This is a genomic window from Microbacterium deferens (genome assembly GCF_045517775.1).
GTDB lineage: Bacteria > Actinomycetota > Actinomycetes > Actinomycetales > Microbacteriaceae > Microbacterium.
Genome location: NZ_JBEUWT010000001.1, coordinates 970,352 through 989,232, shown reverse-complemented (window position 1 = coordinate 989,232; position 18,881 = coordinate 970,352). Strand labels below are relative to the sequence as shown.

Genomic DNA, 18,881 nt, shown 5'->3' with positions numbered 1-18,881 from the left:
GGTTCCGGCGGTACCGCCGGGTCGTGCTGCTCCAACTCAGGATGGATCGCGCGGCTCGGCGAAGGGCCCGCGGAATCTCGGGGGTGTGACTCCGCGGCGGGTCTGCTCATCCTGAGTTCGGGCCGGGGGCCGGGGCGCGGGCTAGGGCGGCAGGGCCCCGGGGGGAGTGAACCGGGCGGGGCGGGGGCTGGGGCGGCAGGGCCCGGGGTAGGGGGACGCGGTCCGGGGGTGTTGCTATTTCGGTTCCGGCGGTACCGCCGGGTCGTGCTGCTCCAACTCAGGATGGATCGCGCGGCGCGGCGAAGAGCCCGCGGAATCTCGGGGGTGTGACCCGGCGGCCCGTCTGCTCATCCTGAGTTCGGGCCGGGGGCCGGGGGCCGGGGCGAGGGCTAGGGCGGCAGGGCCCGGGGGGTCCGGAGGCCCGGGGGTCCGGAGGCCCGGGAGGAGTGAACCGGCCGGGGGTGGGGCGGGGGCTGGGGCGGCAGGGTCCGGGGGAGCGGCCGAGGGTAGGAGGGGACCGGGCGGGTCGCGGGGAGGGATGAACGAGGACGGATGCTGCGCGCCGCACTAGCGTGGAGGCATGACCTCTCCGAGCGAGCTGCTGAGCCTGGCCGTCGACATCGCCCTCGAAGCGGGGGAGCTGGCGCACCGGCGCCGCACCGAGGGCGTCACGATCGCGGCGACTAAGTCGGCGCTCGCCGACATCGTCACCGAGGCCGACCGGGAGGTTGAGACGCTCGTGCGCGACCGGATCGCCGCCGCGCGCCCGGATGACGGCTTCTTCGGCGAGGAAGGCGGCGCGGGGCGGGGCAGCACGGGGATCACCTGGGTCGTCGATCCGATCGACGGCACCGTGAACTACGCCTACGGCATCCCGGCCTGGGCCGTCAGCATCGCCGCCGTCGAGGTGGCGGACGGCGACGGCGAGCCCGACACGGCGACCTGGACCGCCCTTGCCGGCGTCGTCTACAACCCGGTCGTCGGAGAACTCTTCCGCGCCTCCCGCGGGGGCGGCGCCTGGCTGGGAGAGCGCCGACTCCACGTCAACGACGAGGTCGGCCCGGCCGGGGCGCTGCTGGCGACCGGTTTCGGCTACGACCCCGCCACCCACGCAGCGGCGCTCGAGCAGCAGGCGCGCATCATGCCGATCGCGCGCGACATCCGCCGCATCGGTGCCGCCTCGCTCGACATCGCCTACGTCGCCGCGGGGCGTCTGGACGGCTATTACGAGCGCGGACTCCAGCCCTGGGACCACGCTGCGGCCGCGCTGCTCGCCACCGAGGCCGGCGCCGTGGTGGCGGGGAGTCCGGGCGGTGTTCCGGGGCGAGAAATGACGATCGTCGCCGGACCAGGGCTTTTCCCGCGGCTCGACGCCCTGATCGACTACTGAGCCCGTCGGCCGGGGTCGCCCACATGGCATTCCCAGGGCGTCCGATGTAGTGTTTACCCGATCGTTATCTTCGTCGCCCGAACGGCGGAGACGCCCCGAAAAGCCCGATTCCGTCGCGCCTGCGACACGACCCGAGAGCACTCTGCGCGTTGTCCGAAACCCCCGAAGTCGAGCCCGCTCGCACGCGACGGTCGACTCGCCCCTCCGCGGCGCCCGCGGCCGCCGAGCCGCGGCAGTTGACGCGAGCCGAGCTGCGTCGCCTCGCCCAGGGTTCGCCCGCGGCTGAGACCGCGATCGAGCCCCGACCCGCCGCATCCGCCCCTCTCGCCCCCGCGCGCCGTCGTGTGGCCCGCGCCGCCGAGGCTCCGGCCACACCCGTTTCCGCCTCGGAGGCCGTCGTCGCCGTCACGGTCGCGCCGACGCCCACGCTGCTGCCGACGTCACCGATCGTCTTGCCCGCCGCATCGCGTCGCTCACGCGTGCGGCCCCCTCGTGAGACCCCCGCGGTCTTCGAGCTGCTGACGCCGGGCGACGCGTCGAACGGCCCCATCGCCTTCGCCGCCGCCGCAGCCGATGAAGCGCTCGCCGCCGATGAAGCCCTCGCCGCCGACATCGCCTCGGCAGAGGCCGCCGCCGAGGCCCAGGCGCAGGAGGCGCTCGACGAGTTCGAGGCCGCTGCCCGTCTGTTCGCCTTCACCGGCGAGACTCCCGTGCAGGTCGCCGCCGAGGCTCTCGCCGATGACGTTCCCGTCGAGGCCCCGCGCGTGCCCGCACGTCGCCAGGGGCTCCTGTCATTCAAGCGCGTCGCGACCGCCTCTTTCTCCATCGGCGTCTTCGGCGTCGTCGGGCTCATGGCCGTCGGCATGACGACCCCGGTCGGGGCGGTCGCCGCGGCCCAAGGCTCGTCGTTCACCAGCGCGAACCTCCTCGTCGCCTCGGACCTCGCGCGCGAGCCGGGCGAGATCCAGGCCTATGTCGCCCCCGCCGACGTGCAGGCCGGTTCGCTGGAGCGCACCGACGGCTACGAGGCCGCGTCGATGGCGAAGATCGCCGCCGACTCGGGCATCACGAACTTCTCCGACTTCTTCGTCAATGACCCGACGGCGGCCATCCAGTGGCCGTTCTCGGTGGGCGTGCCGATCACCTACGGCTTCGGCATGCGCTCGGGCAAGATGCACGAGGGTGCCGACTTCGTGCCGGGCGCCGGCTCACCGGTGCAGGCGATCGCCGACGGCACGGTGCGGATCGCGACCGAGTCGGGCGGCGCGTACGGCGTCACGGTCGTCATCGATCACATCATCGACGGCGAACTCGTCTCGAGCCGCTACGCCCACATGCAGTACGGGTCGCTGAAGGTCTCGGCGGGCGAGAAGGTCACCGTCGGAACCGTCGTCGGCAACACCGGCAACACGGGCCGTTCGTTCGGCGCGCACACGCACTTCGAGATCCTCGCGGGCGGCACGACCGCCATCGACCCGATCCCGTGGCTCCGGGAGCACGCCGGAGGCTGACTCGATTTCTTGAGGATGCCGCGGCTCTGGTATTCTCTTCTAGTTGCCCAGCATCGCTGGGTACGCCCCGATAGCTCAGTGGTAGAGCACTTCCATGGTAAGGAAGGGGTCGACAGTTCAAACCTGTCTCGGGGCTCGAAGCATCCATGTCACTCCACCGGATGCTGTGCGGCGGGGTAGCTCAGTTGGTGAGAGCGCACGACTCATAATCGTGAGGTCGCGGGTTCAAGCCCCGCTCCCGCTACCAAGTTGGTTTTACTCGAACGAACGACCTGAAGATGAAGGTCGGAGCGTCCCGTCTCAACGGCACTGGAGATCGATCCGGTGCCGTTTTTGTTTCGTCTCCTGCCGGGGCCGCGGCCCGTGGCTTGCGCTCGGTGCGTCGTGTCCTCGTCTAGATGACTTCTGCGAAGCGTCGTCCCGGGAGCATCGATTCGACAGCGTCCAGCGGAAGTCGAGCAGCAACGGCGATGCATCGCTGTCGGATGCCCCGTCGAATCGCGAATCTGCTCCTTGCTCATCTGCACGCATGATGACTTCCTCTCTCGTGGTCGGTCGTCGCTCGTTCCCAGCGGGTCGGGAGCGTTCAGCCTCACCGGCATCGGATATTCATCCGGTGCCGTGTGATTTTCTCGCCTTCTCGCACATTCCTCGCCGCCATCCGAGAGTCGCGTGCGTTGAAGCGCTTCAGTCTCGAGCGTTGCGAACGGTATTCTCGGGTTCGAGAGGGTGTCGACGACCGTGCCGCGTGGCTCCGGCGTCACCCCGGCCACGCCAACGCGGAGGGTACATTCGGCTCATGACGATGCCACGGCTTCGACCGCCGAGTATGACCGACGTCGCGCGCCGCGCCGGCGTCGCACTCGGCACCGTCTCCAACGTCCTCAACTATCCCGAGAAGGTCAGCCCCGAAACGGTTCAGCGCGTACGGGACGTCATCGACGAACTCGGCTTCGTGCGCAACACCAACGCCCGCGACCTCGCGGGCGGCCGATCTCGAACGATCGGGCTCTCCGTCATCGACATCAGCAACTCGCTCTTCGTCGACATCGCTCGCGGCGCGCAGAACTTCGCTGAGGAGACCGGCCTGAACGTGATGATCGCGAACAGCGACAACAAACTCGAGTCGCAGGACGCAAGCCTCAGCTTCTTCGACGGGTCGCGCGTCGCCGGCATACTTCTCGCGCCGATGCAGGATTCGCGGGCATCGATCGACCGCGTTCGGCGGCACGGCCGGCCCGTCGTGGTGTTGAACTACGACGACGGCGACGACGACACGTGCCGGGTCCTCGTCGACAACGAGCTCGTCGGCTACCTCGCCGCGCAGCATCTCATCAGCCTCGGACGTACCAGGTTGGCCTTCATCGGCGGGCGGGACAATCTCCAGCCCGTGCACCTGAGGCGCGCGGGCGCGCGACGCGCCGTCGAGGAGGCGGGCGGTCGTGTGACGCTCGAGGAGATCCCCACCGAGACCCTCGACCCGCCCAGTGGCGCCGAGGTGGGTCGGGCCATCATCGGGCGCCCCCCGGCGGATCGACCGGACGGCGTCATCGCCGTCACCGATCTGCTCGGGATGGCGATCATCCAGGTCTTCAACGGGGCCGGCGTCGCGGTTCCCTCCGACATCGCCGTGATGGGATGCGACCACAACTCGGCGGCCTGGGGTGGCACGATCTCCCTCACCTCGGTGCAGATGCGTGGACTCGAGATGGGGCGCGAAGGCTTGCGTCTCCTCATCGACGAGATCTCGACGTCCCGCGACGAGCATGTCCACCAGACCGTGATGCTGGAGCCGGCCATCGTCGCGCGGGAGAGCACGGTCGGTCGCAGCGCCGTGGTGCAACGCTAAACTGAAGCGCTTCAATTCTGTCTTGACAGGGCAGGGTCGCGGCATCCATACTCTCCAATTGAAACGCTTCAATGTTCGGAGCGTGGCCCTTTCAAGGAGGAACTGTGACCACAGCATTCGCACGCCGCTCGACCCGACGGGTGGCCTTCATCGCAACGGGAGCCGTGACCGCTCTCGCGCTCACCGCCTGCGCCGGCGGCGGCGGCACCGGGGGAGCGGACGCCACCCAGTTCGGCTTCCTCGTCAACACCGAGAACACCACCATCCCGGATCTGCTGACGAACCTGAGCGAGAACGCCTGCTCGGCAGAGAACGAGGCCCTCCCGCTCACGGTGGAGACCGTCCCGCAGACGCAGCTCGACCAGCGACTGCAGCTCCTGGCCGGCCAGAACGCCCTCCCCGCGCAGTACGCAGCCGGCAACGCGCCCGCGCTCACGAAGGAACTCGCCGCCGGCGGACAGGTGCTCGACTTCGAAAAGACGCTGACCGACCTGGGCGTCATCGACCAGGTGGAGCCGGCGGCGGTCTCGACGATCGAGGCGCTGTACGGCGGGTTCAACGTGCTCCCTTACCAGTACAACATCGAGGGGATCTGGTACAACAAGCAGATCTTGGCCGACAACGGTATCGACGTCCCCGCGACGTGGGACGAACTCACCGCTGCCGCCGCGGAGCTCAACGGTGCCGGTGTGCAGCCCTTCTCCGCCTCCGGTGAGCAGGGGTGGCCCATCACCCGCCTCATCAGCGGCTACATCTTCCGTGACCTCGGACCGGACGCGCTGCAGAAGGTGGCAGACGGCGACGCTCAGCTGACCGACCCGGAGTACGTCGCCGCGGCGCAGGCGGTCGCCGACCTGGGCGCGGACGGATACTTCGGCCAGGGCGTCGGATCCATCGACTACGACACGGCCTTCAACACGTTCCTCACCGGCAACGCCGCGATGTTCTACATGGGCAGCTGGGCGCTGGGCGACTTCGCCAACGAGGAGCGCAACCAGATCGGCTCCGAGAACATCGGCTTCATGCCCTTCCCCGCCGTCGATGGCGGCGCGGGAGACGCGAGCCAGACCCCCGCGAACGTCGGGCTCCCGATGACGTTCAGTGCGAAGGCCTACAACGACCAGGTCGGTGACTGGCTCACGTGCATCGCGAACAACTACGGAGCCGCCTCGCTCAGCGAAGCGAGCACCATCTCGGGGTTCAAGGTCAACGGTGACGTCGAGGTCGACGAGCTCACGCAGGTCGTGCAGGACCAGATCGCCGACACCGACCAGTCGGTGCTGTGGTTCGAGGCGCTGTTCAACTCCAAGGCGACCGAGACCAGCCAGAAGAATGCGGCGCAGCTGGTGACCGGTGCCATCTCGGCCGAAGACTTCATGAACCTCGTTCAGGCGGACCTCGGCAGCTGACACGCGGCGGGGTGGGGCGGCGGTTCGCCGCGCCCCACCCCGCATCCCGCACCGCGAGCAGAAAGAACTCCCGCAATGCAAAACATCCTCGGCGACCGGCGCGCCATCGTGACGCTGCTCGGCCCGGCCCTGTTGGTCTACACCCTGGTCATGCTGGTCCCGGTGTTCTGGTCGCTCGGCTACACCCTCTTCGATGGCAACGCCATCTCTGGGTTCACCTTCGTCGGCTTCGACAACCTCGCCCGATTGTTCACCGACCCGCGGGTGGCCGACGCGCTGCGCTTCACCATCCAGTACGCACTGGTCATCACCGTCGGCCAGGTCGCCCTCGGCTACCTTCTCTCCCTCTTCTACGTCTTCATCCTGAAGAACCGGGGGTCGGTCGTTCGCACCCTCGTCTTCTTCCCGGTGGTCGTGCCGACGGTGGCCGTCGCGCTGCTGTTCCAGAAGATGTTCGAGGTCGCTCCTCAGACGGGTCCGGTCAACCTCCTCCTCAACGTCTTCGGAGTCGAATCCGTCGACTGGTTCGGAAGTGCCGGCTCGGCATTCGCCGTCCTCGTCATCATGGACCTGTGGAGGTCGATGGGCTTCTACGCCGTTCTGCTCTACACCGGGCTTCTCGACATCCCCGATGACATCCTCGAGTCGGCACGCATCGACGGCGCCAGCACCTGGCGGGTCATCCGCTCCATCGTGCTGCCGCTTTCCCTCCCGGTGCTGCTCTCCTCGCTGATCTTCTCCATCAACGGCACCTTGAAGGTCTTCGACTCGATCGTCGCACTGACCAACGGCGGTCCGGGCACGGCGACGACGCCGCTCACGCTGTACATGTACTCCACCTCGTTCAGCTACGGCGAGTACGGGTACGGCGCGTCGATCGCGCTCGTCCTCACGATCCTGTGCCTTCTGGTCACCGTGTTCATCTTCCGCTCCTCGCGTCGCGACCTGACGAAGGGCTAGGACCATGGCGACGATCACTGTTACAACCACTCCGAACAGCCGCCCGCCCCGTGACCGGGCCATCCGCGGAGGGTCCCGCTCGCGACGCTTCCTCCGCCGGCTCCCCGGCAACATCGTCATCGTCGTCCTCGTGGCGATCATGGTGCTGCCCCTGCTGTGGCTGCTCGTGAACTCGTTCAAGACCCAGGACGAGTTCCTCAACGCACCGACTCTGTCGCTCCCGTCCTCGCTCAATTTCGACAACTACGTCGAGGCCTGGACCACCGGCAACCTCGGGCAATACCTGCTGAACAGCGTCATTGCCGTCTTCCCCTCGCTCTTCCTCATGCTCCTGCTGGGAATCGCGGCCGGATTCGTGCTCGAGGTGATGGTGTTCCGCGGACGAGGGGCCATCCTCCTGATCTTCCTGGCCGGAATCATGGTGCCGGGCCAGATGATTCTGCTGCCGCTGTTCTCCGTCTACTTCCAGGCCGGCCTGACCGGCACCCTGTGGCCGCTGATCATCACCTACACCGCGACGGGGCTGCCGCTGACGGTGTTCATGATGGCCACCTACTTCCGAGCCATCCCGCGCGAAGTCTTCGAAGCGGCGACCCTCGATGGCGCATCGGTCATCCGCGCGTTCTTCTCGATTGCGCTCCCGATGGCACGCAACGCCATCTTCACCGTCGCGCTCGTGCAGTTCTTCTTCATCTGGAACGACCTGCTGATCGCCCTGACCTTCACGAACTCGAGCAGCCTGCGCACCGTGCAGGTCGGATTGCTCAACTTCACCGGACAGTTCGGCGCGACACAGTACGGACCGCTCTTCGCCGCGATCTGCATCAACGTGTTCGGCATCCTCGCGATCTACCTCGTCCTGAACCAGCGCATCATGGCGGGACTGGCCAGCGGCGCGGTGAAGGGATGACCCGGGCCACCCGCGTCGCGATCATGACGGGGGTCGAGACGACCTCGATCGAGGACCGGATGCTTCGGCCCCTCGATCGCGGAGAGGTGCTCGTCCGCGTCGCGTCCGTCGGCGTCTGCGGATCCGACGTGCACTGGTACCGGGACGGTCGCATCGGAGACACCGTGGTGACCGACCCGCTCGTTCTCGGGCACGAAGCATCCGGCACCATCACCGAGGTAGGAGCCGGAGTCGATCCCTCGCGGGTCGGAACCCGCGTCGCCATCGAACCGGGCATCCCGTGCCGGGAGTGCGACCAGTGCTCGGCCGGTCGGTACAACCTCTGCCCTTTCGTGCGGTTCTTCGCGACGCCACCCGTCGACGGCGTATTCGCGACCCACGTGATCACGCAAGACGCGTTCGCGCACGCCGTGCCCGATTCCCTCACCGACGACGAGGCGGCACTCATAGAACCGCTCTCCGTCGCGGTGTGGGCGAACCGAGCCGGCCGCGTCTCACTCGGCGACCGGGTACTGGTGACCGGCGCGGGGCCGATCGGCCTTCTGGTGCTCCAGGTGGCTCGCAGCGCGGGGGCCGTGGTCACCGTCACCGACATCTCGGATGATCGGCTCGCTCTCGCATCCGAGCTGGGTGCGGATCGAACGGTGAACGCGTCGACGCCGTCGGACGCGAACCGTTACGACGTGCTCATCGAGTGCTCGGGGGCGGCATCCGCCATCGATTCCGGGATCCGTGCCCTCGCACCGGCGGGGCGTGCCGTTCTGGTGGGCATGGCCGCGAGTGCGTCGGTCGCGGTGCCTCTCGACGTCATCCAGTCGCGCGAGCTCCAGATCACGGGCACGTTCCGGTACGCCAACGTCTATCCGGCCGCCATCCATCTGGCCGCGAGCGGTCGTGTGCAGCTGACACGACTCGTCACCAGCGTGCACGACCTCGACCACGTCGATGACGCGCTGATGGCCTCCTCCCGAGATCCGCTCGCGCTCAAATCCATTGTTCGACCCCAGGCTCAGGAGAGTCCTTCAGCATGACCGTTCTCGTCACCGCCCCGACCTTCGACCATCTGCCCGGTGCCTTGGGCATCGGCAACCCGCGGCCCCGCATCTCATGGAAGACGTCCGCGCCGGCAGGGTGGCGGCAGGCCGGGTACGAGATCGAAACGCGGCGTTCCGACGAGGACATCACCGTGACCCGCGTCTCGAACCCTGACTCGGTGCTGGTGGAGTGGCCGGGGGCTCCGCTGCGGTCACGCGAGCGTGTCGAGGTCCGCATCCGTGTCACCGGTGCCGACGGAGTCGCGTCGCCGTGGTCCGAGTCGGCCGCTGTCGAAGCGGGGCTCCTGCACAGCTCGGATTGGGAAGCCGCGCTCATCGAAGCGCCGTGGTCGGACGACCCGGAAGCCCTCCGGCGACCGCCACGGATGCGGCGCGACTTCCACATCGCCGACGACGTCGTCTCGGCGCGGCTGTACGCGACCGCCCACGGCCTCTACGAAGCGGCGATCAACGGCGAACGGGTCGGAAACGACGCTCTCGCCCCCGGGTGGACGGTGTACGGCTCCCGCCTCCGGTACTACACCTATGACGTGACCCACTTGCTTCACGCCGGAGACAACGCGATCGGCGCGTGGCTGGCGGACGGATGGTTCCGCGGACGGATCGGATTCCACAGCGGCTATCCGAACTGGTACGGGTCGGAGATCGGGCTCATCGCGCAGCTCGAGATCACCCTTGCCGACGGCACACGTCAGATCGTGACGTCCGATGGCGAGTGGACCGCTCAGCGCAGCCCGATCCTCACTTCCGGGCTGTACGAGGGCGAGGAATACGACGCGCGAGCGGATCACGCCGACTGGGCGCGGGCAGGTTTCCGCTCCGACGATGCGGTCGCGGTCCGCGTCGCCACGCATGACGCGACGCTGCTCGTCGCGCCCGAGGGCCCGCCCGTGCGCTGCACGGAGGAGTTCCTCCCCCTCAGCGTCACGCCGACCGCGAGCGGCGCGCTGCTGTTGGACTTCGGACAGAACATCGCCGGACGACTGCAGATCCGCGTCGCAGGCGACCCGGGGCGCCGCATCACCCTGCGCCACGCCGAAGTACTCCAGGACGGCGAGCTCTACACCCGGCCCCTTCGTCGCGCCACCTCCACCGACGTCTACACGCACGGCGGCGGCGAGGCGACGTGGGAACCGAAGTTCACCATCCACGGTTTCCGCTACGCCGAGGTCAGCGGCTGGGAGGGTGAGATCGCCCCCGGCGATGTCGTCGCGCGGGCCTACCACACCGACATGGAGCGAACAGGATGGTTCGAATCATCCGACCCCCTCGTGAACCGCCTGCACGAGAACATCGTCTGGTCGATGCGGGGCAACTTCGTCGACATCCCCACCGACTGCCCGCAGCGCGACGAGCGCCTCGGCTGGACGGGCGACCTGCAGGTCTTCGCCCCCGCCGCCTCGTTCCTCTACGACTGCTCCGGCATGCTCAGCTCCTGGCTTCGCGACGTCGAAGCGGAACAGCTCCCCGACGGCACCGTGCCATGGTACGTCCCGGTGATCCCCGGTGGTCCCGAGTGGACGCCGATCCGCCCCGGCGCCGTGTGGGGCGACGCGGCCGTTCTCACCCCGTGGACCCTCTACCAGCGGTTCGGCGACGCGAAGGTGCTCGCCGATCAATATGCCAGCGGCTCGGCGTGGATCGACCTCGTCGAGAAGCTCGCCGGTCCCTCTCGTCTGTGGAACACCGGCTTCCAACTCGGTGACTGGCTCGACCCGGACGCTCCGCCGAACGACCCCGCCGACGCCAAGACGGACCGCTACCTGGTGGCTACCGCCTACTTCGCGTGGTCGTCCGAGCATCTCGCGAAGACAGCGGGCGTGCTCGGCAAGGACGACGAAGCGGCCCGGTACGCCGACCTGTCCGCGCAGGTGAAGGCGGCCTTCCGCGCGGAATACGTGAACGCCGAGGGAATGCTCACGAGCGACGCGCAAACCGCGTACGCGTTGGCGATCGAGTTCCACCTCTACGCCGACGACGCCGAGCGCGACCGGTGGGGCGCGCGGCTCGCGCACCTCGTGCGCAAGAGCGGCAACCGGGTCTCCACGGGCTTCGCCGGAACGCCGGTCGTCACGGACGCGCTTACCCGCTCGGGCCACACCGATGTCGCGTACGACCTGCTCCTCGAGCGCGAATGCCCGTCGTGGCTCTACACCGTGCTCAGCGGGGGGACGACGATCTGGGAGCGGTGGGACAGCCTCATGCCGAACGGCAGGGTCAACCCGGGCGGTATGACGTCGTTCAACCACTACGCGCTCGGCGCCGTCGCCGACTGGCTGCACCGCACCGTGGCGGGGATCGGTCCGCTCGAGCCGGCGTATCGCTCGATCCTGTTCCGTCCGCGTCCCGGTGGTGGTCTGACGTCCGCGAAGGCGGAGCACGAGACGCCCTACGGCCGCGCGTCGATCGAGTGGGTGGTGCAAGACGCGACGATCAGCGTGAACGTCACCGTTCCCACGGGGGCCACCGCGGTGCTCGATCTCGAAGGCGACGTCATCCGGCACCTCGAGTCGGGATCTCACGCGTTCTCGGCGGCAGTGGCCACGCGCGTCTGAACGGGAGGGCGGCCGGTGCCGCCCGCCCGTTCAGACGAGCACGTCAGGCGGAGCGTTCGAGGTGGTCGGGTTCCCGGCGACTCGTTCGTTCGCGAATCGCCGGGAACCCTGTCGGGCACTACGGTGTCGTGCTGGGGCGCACCCTCTGGGGGTGTGCGGCCTCGTAGGCGTACGCGAGGCCGATGATGGTCGCCTCATCGAACTGCTTGCCGACCAACTCCGCACCGACGGGGAGGCCCTCGCTCGTGAAGCCCGCCGGGAAGCTGATCGCCGGTGCCCCCGCGGATGAGGCGAGGAAGGCATTGACGGCGCCCCAGTTCGAGACGCCGAGGGCCGAGGGCGCCTCCTTGGCGCTCGGGTAGAGGAGCGCGTCGATGTCGTTGTCCTCCATGAAGGCGGAGAACGCGTCGATGAACGCCGTCGTCGGCTGAACGACCTCACGCTCGTACGAGGGGTCGGTCGTGTCGGGCCCGCCCACGAGCGCCTGGAGAGAGGCGCTCACGTCGGTGACGATGCCGCCGTTGCGGGTCATCTCCGCGAACGTGACGCCCTCCTGGTCAGGCCCGTAGTCCTGCAGATACGCGTCGAATGCCGCTTCCATCTCCCAGTCGTTCTGCATGGCGGACTCCGATGTGAAGCCGAGCTCGGAGATGTGCGACACAACGGCTCCCGCCGCGACGAGGTCGGCCTCCATCCGCGCCATGACCTCGTTGACCTCCTCCGCTTCCGGCGATTCGCCGAACGCGTCGTCCAGGACGACGATGCGAGCGCCGTCGAGAGCGTCGGGGTCGAGTGCGTCGAGATAGGAATCCGGGCGCGTCGCGTCGGAGCCGAGGGCGACCGGGTCATCCGGGTCGTCGACACCGGCGATGAGATCGAGCGCGCTGGCGATGTCGCTCACCGAGGTCGCCATCGGGCCGACGGTGTCGAGGCTCGTCGAGACCGGCGCGATCCCCGACCGACCGATCAAGCCCTTGGTCGGACGGATGCCGACGCTCGATGTCGCCGACGCCGGCACTCGAATGGAGCCGCCGGTATCCGTACCGAACGCCAGTGGTGCGAAGTTGGCCGCAACGGCCACCGCGCTTCCGCCACTGGAACCGGACGGGTTCTTGGACAGGTCGTACGGGTTCAATGTCTGACCGCCGAAGGAGCTCGTGGTGGCGAACCCGTACGCGAACTCCTGGAGGTTCGCCTTGCCGAGAATGATCGCCCCGGCATCCCGGAGCTGCGTGACGATGAAGGCGTCCTCATCCGGCGTCGACCCGCCCAGCGCTACCGACCCGACGCTCGTGGGCATGTCGGCCGTGTCGATGTTGTCCTTGAGGATGACCGGGATGCCGAACAGCGGTCCTCGTGAACCGGACTCACGACGTTCCTCGTCCAGAGACGCCGCCGTGTCGACGGCATCCGAGTTCACGTACACCATGGCGTTGAGCGCAGGGCCTTCGTCGTCGTACGCGTCGATCCGATCGAGATAGGCGCCGACGAGCTGCTCGCTCGTCACCTCACCCTTCTCGAGCGCTGCCTGGATCTCGACGATCGTGGGCTCGGTCGTGATGTACGCCGCGACCTCCTCCGTCGACATCGCCGGGTCGGTCGTCTGTGCCGCGGTGCAGCCGGCGAGAACCGCCATGCTCCCGCATCCCAGCGCACACAGCACGATCCGCAAGCGTCTCTGCTGAGACTTCGTCTTGTTCATTCTTCTCCGCTCCCTCTTTCGCTCGTCCGAGGTCTGGCGTCCGGTGGACCCTGCTCGCCGACGAGCGGCGTGCGGACCACGTTAGGGAGCGACGGTGCGGCGGCGGATGACGATTCCTGCAGCCCATATGACGCTGTCTGCATGAATCGGATGCTGCGGTTCTCGCCGGCTGCCGTCCGGATACACGCCCGGGACATCCGCGACATCACGGCGAAACAGCCATGGGCGAAACTCTCAGCGTGCGCCAGATCCGAGTCCAGACCGTCGACGCCTGGCACCAGATCGCCAGCGAGCGCATCGTCGCGCTGTCGTTCACCCCTACCGAAGAGCGCTTCCGCGCGACGTTCGCGCAGACCGTTCTGAGCGAGGACGTGTCCATGCACGACCTGTCGACGACCGGACTGATCGTGGATCGCTCCGAGAAGTCCGCGGCGGCGGATCCGCACGAGGACGTGTTGTTCGTCCTGCAGCGCAGGTCGTCGGGTGTGCTCGCGCAGAACGGCCGCGACGTTCACCTGACGCCCGGATCGCTGGCGTTGTTCGATCCCTCGTGCGCCTACTCGTTCGATCACTCGGCGGGCAACCAGCGTCAGCTCACACTGCGCATGAGCCGACGCCGTCTGGGCGTCGACGATCGGACGATCGCGCGACTGTCGGCAACCCCCATACCGGGGGACCACCCGCAATCCGTGCTCGTCCAGGCGTACATGCGTGCGCTGTGGAAACGAGGCGCCGCCGCGTCACGCGATGTGGCGAGTGCGAGCGGGGACCTTGCGATCGAACTGATCGGTTCGCTCCTGAGCTCACTCCTGTCCTCCCACATGGAGGCACCCCGAGCGTCGGAGTACGAGCGCATGATCCGGTATATCGATGCGCACTTCGAGCGCCACGACCTCGACGTGGCCGCGCTCGCCGATGCTCACCACGTCTCGGTCCGGAATGTCTACAACGTGTTCGCGAGGAGGAGAGAGACGCCCGCGGCCGCTATCCGCTCCCGGCGGCTTCAGCACGCGGCCCAGCTCCTTCACGACCACCCGCGCTCGACCCTCGTCGATATCGCCATCCGATCGGGGTTCGGTGACGCGGCGACCTTCGCCCGGGCCTTCCGCCGACAGTTCGGTCACAGTCCGTCGACATGGCGACGAGAACCCCCCGCACGTCGCGCGACCAGCACCTAGAGCGGCGGCGTCAGAAGTCGAGCGAGAACACCTTTCGCGCGGTCCGTTCGAAGAAGTCCGCCTTCTCGTCGTCGCTGATCGGCAGGGCTTCCTGCGCGTCCACCTCTGCGGCGTCGTACTGGTAGGGGTAGTCCATCGCGTACATCACGCGGTCGGCGCCGATGACGTCGCGCGTGAACATGATCGCCGGCGCCCAGGGCATTCCCGACGTGGTCAGCCAGATCTGGTTCGAGAAGTACGCCGACGGCGCCTGGCGGAGCGGTTTGATGCTCTCGTACCTCCCCGAGGCGACCTGCTTGGCGTGCATGTGGTCGATCCGGTGCAGCCAGAACGGGAGTCCCTCGCCGAGGTGCCCGACGACCACGCGGAGACCGGGGTGGCGGTCGAGCACGCCCGAGGTGATGATGCGCAGCAGGTGCAGACCCGCGCTCGCACCGAATCCGTGGACGGCGCCGTCCAGCCCCGCCTCTCGATAGGGCGCGATCATGCTGTCGGGCGGCGTGTTCGGGTGCAGGTACAGCGGCACGTCCAGTGACTCCAGCTCGGAGAGCAGCGGAGCGAAGCGGGGATGGTCGATGTACGAGCCGCGGATGTGGTCGTTGAGGATCAGCCCTTTCAGGCCCAGCTCGGTCACCGCGCGCCTCAGCTCGATCACCGCCGCATCCACGTCTTCGAACGAGACCGCCGCGAGCGCGGAGAACCGGGTGGGGTGCTCTCGGCTCAGTGTCGACAGGCGGTCGTTGCTGAGACGGGCGATGTCGATGCCTTCCCGCGCATCGAGCACCTGGGTGCCTGGTGCGGTGAGGGCGAGCACCTGGTGGTCGATTCCCGTAGCGTCCATGTCGGCGATCCGTTCTTCGGCCGCGCTCTGCAGCCGCGCCACGACCGCCTGCGGCTGCTGATGCGTCGACCCGAGGAAATACCCCATCAGGCTCGAGAATCCGATGTCGTCGATCGTCCGCTCCGACAGATGCCGGCGGTAGAGGGAGATGAGCTCGGGGGGTGCCCAGGCCTCCTCGGTCGCGATGCGCAGGTGGGTTCGGCGGTTGTCGTCGGTCACGTCGTGTGCCCTTCCCCGAGCGGCGAGGTGTCGGCGCCCGGTGTCGTGTTCTCGTGAGTCGTCGTCGGCTCGGATGCTTGGTCGGAGATCGCGTGCATGCGCACCGTCACGACCGCCGAGATGCCCTCGGCGGTCTTCGCAAGGCCCGTGCGGAGCACCACGTCGAGTTCCAAGATGTCGGTGACGAGCCCGCTCCAGGCATCGCCTGCCGCCGCGGCGACACCGCCGAAGTCGGCGCTCTGCTGCAGGTTCACCCACAGCCGGTCCGTCCGGGCGGCCACTCCGTCCGGGTGCAGGCGCTCCAGATTGCGTTTCGTCGCGTTCCACCCGCCGTTGTCGAGCACGACGGTGAGTACCGGCAGACCGTAGTGACGGGCGATCCAGTAGGTCGATGACGGCGCGCTGAAGAAGAAGGTGCCGTCTCCGACGATGCTCACCACCGTGCGATCGGGCGCGGCGAGCTTCACCCCGAGCGCCCCGCCCCCCGACCAGCCGAGCGACGTACCGCGGTTGCCGTACAGCGTTCCGGGCAGCTCGCGGGGCAGGTGCTTCCACACGGCGGGTGCCGCGGAGATGGCTTCGTTGACGACGATCGCCTCGTCGTCGAGCAGGTCGTGGAGTGCGCGGGCGACGGTTGCGGCGGTCAGCCTCCGGGCGTCCCGGTCGGCGTCGGCCTCGTCGTCCCATGCCTGGCGTATGCCTCGGCCGGCATCGGCGCCGCGGGCGGCGCGGAGCTCTGCGGCTTCGTCGGGTGACGGCGGACAGCGATCGAGCAGCTGTCGTAGAACCAGCCCGCTGTCGGCCCCGACGAACCGCTCGGCGGGCACGTACCAGAGGGGCAGTGACTCCTGCAGCGGGTCTTCGTTGACCACGAACACCCGGGCGTCCGGGCGCGGGCGACCGATCGCGTCGACCCAGGGCACGTCGGTGTCGATCGCGAGGATCACGTCGGCCTCGCCCAGGAGCCGGTGGGGGTCGTCGCCGCCGTGGAGCGGATGCTGCCGGGGGAAGCTGAGCACCTCCGCGTTGTGTTCGACGACGACGATGCCGAGCCTCTCGGCCAGGTCGACGAGCGCGGCGACGGACCCTCGATCGCGACCGAGGTAGGTCGTGATGATCACCGGTGCGGTCGCCGCGGCCAGCGCCGCGAAGATCTCGTCCGCCGCATCCTCGGATGCGGGGTTCGGGGCGACGGGTGCCCACTTCGCGGCATCGATGGGCGCCGGGAGGGCGCGGTCGGCCAGCGCCTCGCGAGCGGCGGTCACATACACCGGGCCGGCGGGGGCGCTCCGGGCGATCTGCAGCGCGCGGTGCACGATCTGGCCGGTGTTCGCCGCGGTGCGGATGTCGTAGCTCCACTTGACGTAGGGCCGGACGATCCCGTGCTGATCGGCCACGTCCTGCAGGTGGTTGACGAAGGAGTTCCGGCTGCCGGGGAGCTCCCCTTCGAGGGTGTAGGGGGTCAACCCGGCGAACACGAACACCGGCACTCGCGACCTCGCGGCGTTGTGCACGGCGCCACCCAGGTTCGCCGTGCCGACGTCGGTGTGCACGAAGACGGCCTGCGGCTCACCGGTGACGAGCGCGTACCCGTGCGCCGCGCTCAGTGCGCTGTACTCGTGAGGACACAGGATGACGACGGGCGTGTCGATCCCGTTCTCCCGGTCCTGCGCCAACGCCTCGATGATCGCGGGGTGGTCGCTGCCGAAGTTCGCGAACAGGTGCGTCACACCCGCGGCGCGCAGCGCATCGACGATGAGCGCGCCGGCCGTGCTCGTCTGCGGCGTCATGAGGCGGCCGCGACGGGGATCGGCTGCACATCGACGCTGTGGAACTGCAGGTACTCGTCGATTCCGTGAGGGGATCCCTCCCACCCGATGCCGCTCTGCTTCCATCCGCCCATCGGGATCTCTCGCGTCCCGGTGTGTGAGAACATCGCACTGTTGACGAACGTCACCCCCGCCTCGATCCGGGCGGCGACGGCGAGAGCGTGCTCGCGCGACGTCGACCAGACCGATGAGCACAAGCCGTACTCCGTGTCGTTCGCGAAGTCGATGGCCTGCTCCTCGGTATCGCAGACGACCACCGGGAGGATCGGTCCGAACTGCTCCTCGCGCACGATCTCGTCGCCCTGCTGGGCGTCCAGCACGAGCGCGGGCAGGAGGAAGTTCCCCTCATCCCAGGTGGAGGGGTCCAGCGGCGAGCCGAGCACGCGCACGTCGCGCCCCGCCGCACGCGTGCGCTCCAGCAGCTCGCTCACCCGCGCGAACTGCCCCGGGTTGTTCACCGGCCCCATGTCGGAGCGCTCGTCCTGGGCGTCGCCGACGGTCATGGCCGACACCCGAGCGACGAGCAGCCGTTCGAACTCCTCGGCGACCTCGCGCTGCACGTACACGCGCTTGGTGGCGAAGCACACCTGCCCGGCCCGCCGGTAGGCGGACTGCGCGATGCGTTCCGCGGCGAGGGGCAGATCGGCGTCGGCGAGCACGATCGCCGGGTCGTTGCCGCCCAGTTCGAAATGCACGGGAAGCAGCGAGTCCGCCGCCTGGCGCATGATGTGTCTCGCGGTGGCCCCGCCGCCGGTGAACGAGATCTTGCGTACGCGTCGGTCGTCGACGAGGGCCCGCACCACCGGGGCGTCGCCGTTGACGATGGCGATGACGCCCTCGGGGAGCTCTGCCGCGGCCAGGGTCGCGAGAAGCGAGACGGCCAGCGGAGCGAACGGTGACGGCTTGAGCACGACGGCGTTTCCCGCCGCGATCGCCGGGGCGAGTTTGTTGGCCGTGAGCAGCACGGGCGCGTTCCACGGCACGACGCACGCCACGACCCCGTAGGGGCGGCGTTCGACGCGCACGAACTCGTCGGTGCGCGGATCGCCGATCGTCTTCGACGCCACGGCGTCTTCGAGGTAGTCGGCCACGTCGCGGAAGGAGCCGGCGGATGCGGCGACCTCGCGCCGGATGGTCGAGACGATGCTGCCGTTCTCGCGCGTGGCGAGATCGATGAGCCGGTCGGCGTGGGCGTCCACGGCGTCGGCGATGCGGCGGAGCCGCTCGACGCGATCCGCGACCGTCGTCGCCGCCCATCCGGGCGCGGCCGCGGCTGCGGCGTCGACCGCCCGCGCGGCATCCTCCGCCGTTCCGTCTGCGACGACCCCCACCAGGTCCGACGCGCGCCCCGGGTTGCGCACCTCGAAGGTCGCCGCCCCGTACGTCGCGATGCCGCCGATCAGGTGGCCCTGCACAGCATCCTGGGTCGTCGTGTGGATCATGGTCGTCTCTTCCTCGCTCTTCGTGTGACCC

13 protein-coding genes and 2 tRNA genes are annotated in these 18,881 nt (G+C 68.6%); 11 read left to right on the top strand and 4 right to left on the bottom strand.

What is annotated here, in order from left to right; translation table 11 throughout:
- The first annotated feature begins 580 nt into the window (after nt 1-580).
- From ABTU82_RS04715 to ABTU82_RS04670, 10 genes are all read left to right on the top strand, one after another.
- Nucleotides 581-1,390, top strand: a complete 810-nt coding sequence (locus ABTU82_RS04715; RefSeq protein WP_407172037.1) for an inositol monophosphatase family protein — start codon at nt 581-583, stop codon at nt 1,388-1,390.
- Between the two features lie 236 nt (nt 1,391-1,626).
- Complete coding sequence (locus ABTU82_RS04710) at nt 1,627-2,901, top strand: M23 family metallopeptidase (RefSeq protein ID WP_407172035.1); 1,275 nt, start codon at nt 1,627-1,629, stop codon at nt 2,899-2,901.
- 64 nt (nt 2,902-2,965) lie between these two features.
- A tRNA-Thr gene (locus tag ABTU82_RS04705) sits at nt 2,966-3,037 on the top strand.
- 34 nt (nt 3,038-3,071) lie between these two features.
- Nucleotides 3,072-3,148, top strand: a tRNA-Met gene (locus ABTU82_RS04700).
- A gap of 552 nt (nt 3,149-3,700) precedes the next feature.
- The gene (locus ABTU82_RS04695) at nt 3,701-4,750 is read left to right on the top strand and encodes a LacI family DNA-binding transcriptional regulator (RefSeq protein ID WP_205781291.1); all 1,050 of its coding nucleotides are present in this window, start codon (nt 3,701-3,703) and stop codon (nt 4,748-4,750) included.
- 104 nt (nt 4,751-4,854) lie between these two features.
- A complete protein-coding gene (locus tag ABTU82_RS04690) occupies nt 4,855-6,159 on the top strand; it encodes an ABC transporter substrate-binding protein (RefSeq protein WP_407172034.1) in 1,305 nt (434 codons plus the stop codon).
- A 75-nt stretch (nt 6,160-6,234) separates the two neighbouring features.
- Nucleotides 6,235-7,119: a carbohydrate ABC transporter permease gene (locus ABTU82_RS04685; protein WP_407172031.1), complete on the top strand. Its 885-nt coding sequence runs from the start codon at nt 6,235-6,237 to the stop codon at nt 7,117-7,119.
- 4 nt (nt 7,120-7,123) lie between these two features.
- Nucleotides 7,124-8,029, top strand: a complete 906-nt coding sequence (locus ABTU82_RS04680) for a carbohydrate ABC transporter permease (RefSeq protein ID WP_407172029.1) — start codon at nt 7,124-7,126, stop codon at nt 8,027-8,029.
- Nucleotides 8,026-9,060, top strand: a complete 1,035-nt coding sequence (locus ABTU82_RS04675) for an NAD(P)-dependent alcohol dehydrogenase (protein ID WP_407172027.1) — start codon at nt 8,026-8,028, stop codon at nt 9,058-9,060. The genes ABTU82_RS04680 and ABTU82_RS04675 overlap by 4 nt, the downstream gene beginning before the upstream one ends.
- Nucleotides 9,057-11,639, top strand: coding sequence for an alpha-L-rhamnosidase (locus tag ABTU82_RS04670; RefSeq protein WP_116648615.1), 2,583 nt, complete (start codon nt 9,057-9,059; stop codon nt 11,637-11,639). The genes ABTU82_RS04675 and ABTU82_RS04670 overlap by 4 nt, the downstream gene beginning before the upstream one ends.
- A gap of 118 nt (nt 11,640-11,757) precedes the next feature.
- Here the strand turns inward: ABTU82_RS04670 and ABTU82_RS04665 are convergent, their stop codons facing one another.
- A complete protein-coding gene (locus tag ABTU82_RS04665) occupies nt 11,758-13,275 on the bottom strand; it encodes an amidase (protein ID WP_407172025.1) in 1,518 nt (505 codons plus the stop codon).
- Nucleotides 13,276-13,580: 305 nt separating this feature from the next.
- Here ABTU82_RS04665 and ABTU82_RS04660 point away from each other — a divergent pair, with 305 nt between their 5' ends.
- Nucleotides 13,581-14,519: a helix-turn-helix domain-containing protein gene (locus tag ABTU82_RS04660; protein ID WP_407172023.1), complete on the top strand. Its 939-nt coding sequence runs from the start codon at nt 13,581-13,583 to the stop codon at nt 14,517-14,519.
- A gap of 10 nt (nt 14,520-14,529) precedes the next feature.
- On the opposite strand, the gene ABTU82_RS04655 is transcribed toward ABTU82_RS04660, so the two are convergent.
- Genes ABTU82_RS04655 through ABTU82_RS04645 form a run of 3 tightly spaced genes read right to left on the bottom strand, consistent with a single transcriptional unit; the run spans nt 14,530 to nt 18,850 of the window.
- Nucleotides 14,530-15,579, bottom strand: coding sequence for an amidohydrolase family protein (locus ABTU82_RS04655; protein WP_407172021.1), 1,050 nt, complete (start codon nt 15,577-15,579; stop codon nt 14,530-14,532).
- Nucleotides 15,576-17,369, bottom strand: a complete 1,794-nt coding sequence (locus ABTU82_RS04650; RefSeq protein ID WP_407172019.1) for a thiamine pyrophosphate-requiring protein — start codon at nt 17,367-17,369, stop codon at nt 15,576-15,578. The genes ABTU82_RS04655 and ABTU82_RS04650 overlap by 4 nt, the downstream gene beginning before the upstream one ends.
- The gene (locus ABTU82_RS04645) at nt 17,366-18,850 is read right to left on the bottom strand and encodes an aldehyde dehydrogenase family protein (RefSeq protein WP_407172017.1); all 1,485 of its coding nucleotides are present in this window, start codon (nt 18,848-18,850) and stop codon (nt 17,366-17,368) included. The genes ABTU82_RS04650 and ABTU82_RS04645 overlap by 4 nt, the downstream gene beginning before the upstream one ends.
- Between the last annotated feature and the right edge of the window lie 31 nt (nt 18,851-18,881).